Annotated in this window: 7 protein-coding genes and 1 pseudogene; 6 read left to right on the top strand and 2 right to left on the bottom strand. The window is 43.6% G+C overall.

Annotation, left to right across the window (positions count from 1 at the left end; genetic code table 11):
• The 3 genes and pseudogenes from D6D85_RS15985 to D6D85_RS02475 all read left to right on the top strand — a co-directional run.
• Positions 1-197 (top strand): annotated as a pseudogene (locus D6D85_RS15985) (phosphate ABC transporter ATP-binding protein); the annotation flags it as partial.
• A gap of 178 nt (positions 198-375) precedes the next feature.
• Entirely contained in the window at positions 376-1,395 is a 1,020-nt protein-coding gene (locus D6D85_RS02480; protein WP_125670499.1) for a hypothetical protein, read from the top strand.
• Positions 1,396-1,462: 67 nt separating this feature from the next.
• Positions 1,463-1,906 (top strand): hypothetical protein, encoded by a 444-nt coding sequence (locus D6D85_RS02475; RefSeq protein ID WP_125670498.1) that lies wholly within the window; start codon positions 1,463-1,465, stop codon positions 1,904-1,906.
• 637 nt (positions 1,907-2,543) lie between these two features.
• Here D6D85_RS02475 and D6D85_RS16770 read toward each other — a convergent pair.
• On the bottom strand, positions 2,544-2,963 hold the full coding sequence (locus tag D6D85_RS16770) for a hypothetical protein (RefSeq protein WP_237558723.1): 420 nt from the start codon (positions 2,961-2,963) through the stop codon (positions 2,544-2,546).
• 183 nt (positions 2,964-3,146) lie between these two features.
• Here D6D85_RS16770 and D6D85_RS02460 point away from each other — a divergent pair, with 183 nt between their 5' ends.
• The gene (locus D6D85_RS02460; protein WP_125670497.1) at positions 3,147-3,680 is read left to right on the top strand and encodes an acylphosphatase; all 534 of its coding nucleotides are present in this window, start codon (positions 3,147-3,149) and stop codon (positions 3,678-3,680) included.
• Positions 3,681-3,890: 210 nt separating this feature from the next.
• On the top strand, positions 3,891-4,310 hold the full coding sequence (locus tag D6D85_RS02455) for an aspartyl protease family protein (RefSeq protein WP_161969640.1): 420 nt from the start codon (positions 3,891-3,893) through the stop codon (positions 4,308-4,310).
• 68 nt (positions 4,311-4,378) lie between these two features.
• Here D6D85_RS02455 and D6D85_RS02450 read toward each other — a convergent pair whose 3' ends face one another.
• A complete protein-coding gene (locus tag D6D85_RS02450; RefSeq protein ID WP_125670495.1) occupies positions 4,379-4,837 on the bottom strand; it encodes a hypothetical protein in 459 nt (152 codons plus the stop codon).
• An 82-nt stretch (positions 4,838-4,919) separates the two neighbouring features.
• Here D6D85_RS02450 and D6D85_RS02445 point away from each other — a divergent pair.
• Positions 4,920-5,134 (top strand): ATP-binding cassette domain-containing protein (locus D6D85_RS02445; protein ID WP_125670494.1); only part of this gene is annotated, 215 nt, incomplete at its 3' end.

The raw sequence follows: 5,134 nt of genomic DNA, 5'->3' as shown, positions 1-5,134 counted from the left end.
GGGCCTTAGCCCTGAGGCCAAAATATCTTCTCTTGGACGAGCCAACAGGAAACCTTGACTCGAGCTCTGTGGAATCCCTGATAAACATTATAAGAGGGAGAAGATATGTCGTTGTGGCAACACATGACAGGGATTTCTCCGAGCAGGTTGCAAACAGGATAGTAAAAATGAGATATGGCAGGATAGTGGGACAATAAAAATAGTTAAATCCCGATGAACTCTCTCGACTTAGGGAGCGGTGAATTCCTCGAAAATCCGCTGTAACAATTGCATATTGCTCCAAAAAAAGCAGTATAGATATTTCCCAGAATTAATCTTTCTGATAGGGAATTTAATGTTTATATTTGAATTATATTTATCCTTCAGGGATCCTCTATGAGAGGCAAGCTGTTGGTGGCAGGCCTTTCAGCCCTTCTTCTGGTGATCCTCATAAGCCCGAACATCCTGATGGCACAGCCAGTGGAGACGGAGCACAGCATAGTTGTTGATGAGAGGGGATCTATGGAGGTAAAACCGCTTGTGAGGCCGAGGATGGCCTGTCGATATCAGAGCATAGAGGTGCTGAAAAAGGAGAAGGATCATCAGATCCTGTTGATAAAGTATGCTAAAGATGGGGAGATCAAGGAGGCAGTCGCTGAGATAAAGGGGGATTTAAGGAGGAAAGCTGAGATAAATATAGATGTAGAGGGCAAGAGGTATTCCATAGATGTTGAGAGAACACAGGTTTTCAGCATGGGATTTGAAAGGGAGTTTCCTGTTATCGAGCAGGGAAGGTTCGTCAGGAGAAGCCTTGATATAAGCCTTGTAAAGCTCTCCGGAAACATCTCTGTTGAGTACTATCTTCTGAACTACTCCGTCACAAATCCTAAGTGGAATCTGTCGATCATCACGATGTTGTTCCCAAGAGGTGAAGCATATGCTGCCTTCACCGCCGTTGTCTACTCCCCTGCAGAGAAAAGGGTCACATCGCTCGAGCTTGTCAATTTAAGCGGGGGTATAACGCTCTCTCAGAGTTATATGATCCTCAGCAACGTTGCTGAAAACCTATCTAAGGTGTATGAAAGAGGAAATAAGACGGTCAGGGAGCAACTTCCATATGGATATAAGGTGATGGCGATAGAGTTAAAACACCTCGCCAATTTGGTGAATAAAGTGGGAATGGACAGACCTATATCGAGTGCAAGAGCATTGATTAGCGATGAGCAGTGCGAGGCAGTCTGTACTGCCATAACAACTGTAGTCTGTTATACGGTCTGTTATCCAGTAACTGGGTTTGTTGCTGGCTTTTTCTGTGGAGTTCTATGCGGAACAGCTGTAGAACCGTTTTGTGAAATGGTCTGCTATGGCGATACAGAAATGGAAGAGCCGGAGATACCACCGGGCCCATACCCATAGTTTTAATGACTCCAGCACTTGATATGTTTGGATATAAATTTTTATTTTCTTTCTTGGAGGTATATTGATGGAAAATCGGGGGCCAGATGAGAAATATACGGTGAGGGGAGTAATTCTTAGATGTACTATTGGACTTCTAATTGGTATAGGGTTTATCTTGCCTGTGATCCTCTCGCCCTTGCGATTTAAACCTAGTGAGATTGCGACCGCTCTTGTAAGTTTTCTCCTTTTCACTTTTGGCTGGTTCTCCGGTCTTCCTGCCTTCATAAAAAGGGATATAGGTCCAGATGCATTGAGCAGGAGGATGTTAAAGGGATATATAGCTGTAATGTGCACTGGGGCTATCCTCATAATCCTTGTCGGGATCCTCTTCCACTGCTTGGACACATCGTTAATTGCCCTTTCAGCCTATGCTATTTTGTGCATTATCGCAAACTTCGTCCTCCCAAGGTTTTATAAGGGTTCTTCTTCAGGGAAGAGGCTTTCTAGAGCCCCCTCTGAGAATGCATAATCTATACATGCAAAAACAGAGATCTCAGTGTCATATGCAGTACGCGGAATTAGATGCACGTTTAAGAGAGCCATTGTTTATCCATTTACTATTTTTCGCTTATCTTAATCAACAAACTTCCGCTTTCTTTTCTTTATACCAATGAAATAGAGGAAGAGAGGAACAGGGCTCTGTGAAATGTTATATAGAGAACTGAAATAGATGTGGATAGCTGTTTCGGAATGCCTCTCCCTAATCGCCCTTCAGGCACTATTACAGGTCCAGAGGACTAGAGAAGTAACCTACTCCACGACTGAAGTCGGGAGCTTTGTAGGTTCATCCCGCAGTCCCCTACGGGCTGGGTTACTCAGCCCTGCTAGGAGGGACTTGGCTCTCCCAGCTATATTCACTGAGGCGTTATAATCTGCATCATATTCCCTTCTGCAAACCCTGCACCTAAACCTTGAGGAAAACCTTTCCCCTTTTCCACCGCACTTCAGGGCAACCTACCTCAGCCTTAGGAAGGGAGAAAATATTTAAACCTTGTTGCAATTCCTCCCCACGACTGAAGTCGGAGTCTCCTCGCATTGATCTTGATGAATATCATGTTCTGAATTTAATGCTATTGAAATAGAAAAGAAGCTTAATTCTGGCTTATCTAACCTCTGCTTCTCGAGCTTATAATCCTCTGCACATCCTCTATGAACTTCTTTACCTTCTCCATCTCCCTTCTCAGCATATCGGGATCTATTATCCCATCATAGAATGTCATCTCATGGAGATACCTCTCCCTCGCACCATACCTGTCCCTTAATCCGAGCTTTTCAACCTCCGGATCCTCCTCCTCAAGCTTATCCAGAAGCTTTCTCCTCTCCCAGTGACTTGCTGGTACAATATCCGTGTAGCTGAGAATTAATGCATTGGCAGCGCTCACAACAGCATTCCAAAGCTTCTCAGCACCATCCCTTATCCTCAGCGCATCCTCCTCCTCAAGTCCCTCCTTTATCTCCTCAGCCCCTCTTCTGAAAAAGGACCAGGAGTCCTCAATGAACATCTGAACTCTCTCTTTAGCACGCAATTTCTCCCCCTACTATGAACCTGATAAAAAGATTTAGTTTGTAGATGCCAACAGCAATGAAAAGCTCTTTACTGGTGGAAACCTAGCCTTACACAGAAAAGTTTTCTGATATACGACTTTAGCTAAAATATAGTAAGCCTAAAGCCTGCTAATAATTAAATTTCTCTGCTGTACTTCCAGCAGATGCCAAGGAAGAGGGTAATCATAGTGGGGAAAGTTCACGACGTCGGCTACAGACCATTTCTTCTGGGAATCGCTGGCTTTCTCGGAATAGAGAGATTTTATGCGGACAACATCATGATTGAGGGAAAGCAGGCTGTTGAGATACTTCTTGACTCCTCGGAGGACAAAATCTCCACGTTCATGGATTTAATTCAGAGAAAGAGGCCTGAGAATGCTGTAGTGGAGGAGATAAGAGCTGAGGAATATCTGGGGGATGTTATGAGAATGGAGGATTACTATCGGTATCTCACAGCAATGCAACTTGAGAAGATCGTATCTTACGGAGGTCAGATGCTGAGAAAACAGGATGAGACGATACAGGTCATTAAGGAGGAGGGGAAGAAGACGAGAAAGATGATATCCTCTAGAACAAAGCTTCTCTCATCAAAACTCGATAACATAACACGTCTCCTTGAGGAGAGGTTCAAAAAGCTGGAGGAGGATGTGGAGAGGATAAAGAGAGCACTGATAAAAGCAGGAATAGATATCCAGTAGCTGAATCCAGATGGAGCTTATATGCTTCAGCGAAAAATCTCACTTTCCTTTAGGAAGTTCCATTCATTCTTCTTAGAAAAAGAGGGATGAAAGCTTATTATGGAAACAGATTATGATACTAGAGTTATCGTAGCTGTTATAAAAATATAAAGAACTATTCTATCTCCTCTCCACCGAATATTTATAATGCGCTTTAGGATCTCTTTTTCAATGGGTTTCGTGAAGGCCAAGTTTAAAGTAGTTGGAGAAAGGAGAGAGATCGAGGGAGAAGCTATAGTTGATACCGGCGCTTGGTATACAGTTATCGATGAGGAGCTCGCTGATTACTTGGGCGTGGAGTACACGGGTTTGACCTTGCTGTTGACCCCATTCTCAGGCCAGAGAATTGAGTGCAGGGAAGCTATTGTGAAATCACTCTCCATAGAGGGAAGAACTGCGCCTTTCGAACTTATCTCAGTTTGCTCTATCCCTGATCAGGTGAAGAAGCTTCTTAGAAGGCAGGAAGCAGAGGACAGGATTGTCATAGGGGCACACAGCTTGGAGAGGCTGGGCTATGCCGTTGATGTAGCAGCGCATAGGCTGGTCGAATCCCCGGGAGTCCTCATGTTGTTAATTCAGAGGAGAAAGTAGCTACTTGTGTAGATGTTGAATATATAAAGCTTAAATTTTATAAAATTAATTATTTCAAGTTTTATTATTTATGCTTTAACAGAAGAGGCTCTCTTAGATCTTTTTGAAAAGAGAGATGGAAGAGCGAAAATAGCAGAAGACAAAACCACACCAACAAGGGAAAAAGCCAGATCCCATAAAGCTCTCTCCCTAATCTTCCCATTAGAGAATATTAGGATGAAGGAGAAGCCAAGGATAAGAGCCACAGCCCCTATTACATCACCATAAAGCCTCCGCCATTGCTCTACCTTATCGCCTGAGCGAACTTTATTTCTAAATATGAAATAAATTCCCTGAGATATATAGATCAGCACTGCAACACAGAACAAAATGTACACAACTAGCCCATAAAGGTGCTGCCAATAAAAGGAGGGGTAAATAATGAGGTAAAGAAACACCACAAGAATCGTGAGAAGAAGGAGACAGATGTAAGTGTTCCTCCATGACTTGGAAACCCAGTCGAATTTCAGGACTTCCCACCATTCCACATGCCATTAGGATTGGGTCCTAATTTAATTATTGTCCCTAGCTCTCACCAATATTTATATGGAACTAAAGGAATGAGGCTTGATGCTCGAGCTTGTCAAGCTGAGGAAGGAGTTTAATGAAGTTAAAGCACTGAATGGAATAGACTTTAGATATGATAGAAGGGGAGTTCTGACGGTGATAGGACAGAATGGCGCCGGAAAGACGACCCTTCTGAGGATACTATCGTGCCAGCTCCTTCCAACCGATGGGAGAGCATACCTCCTTGGGATGGATGTGGTCAAAGATTACGAGAAGCT

The sequence above is a fragment of the Candidatus Methanodesulfokora washburnensis genome (genome assembly GCF_003947435.1).
Taxonomy (GTDB): domain Archaea; phylum Korarchaeota; class Korarchaeia; order Korarchaeales; family Korarchaeaceae; genus Methanodesulfokora; species Methanodesulfokora washburnensis.
The sequence above is the reverse complement of the archived record's forward strand: the minus strand, read 5'-3'. Positions and strand labels throughout refer to the sequence as shown.

Coding starts and splice junctions, on each gene's coding strand:
- D6D85_RS02460 (WP_125670497.1), top strand. CDS start 3,147: ATGCCAAGGAAGAGGGTAATCATAGTGGGGAAAGTTCACGACGTCGGC.
- D6D85_RS02480 (WP_125670499.1), top strand. CDS start 376: ATGAGAGGCAAGCTGTTGGTGGCAGGCCTTTCAGCCCTTCTTCTGGTG.
- D6D85_RS02475 (WP_125670498.1), top strand. CDS start 1,463: ATGGAAAATCGGGGGCCAGATGAGAAATATACGGTGAGGGGAGTAATT.
- D6D85_RS02455 (WP_161969640.1), top strand. CDS start 3,891: ATGGGTTTCGTGAAGGCCAAGTTTAAAGTAGTTGGAGAAAGGAGAGAG.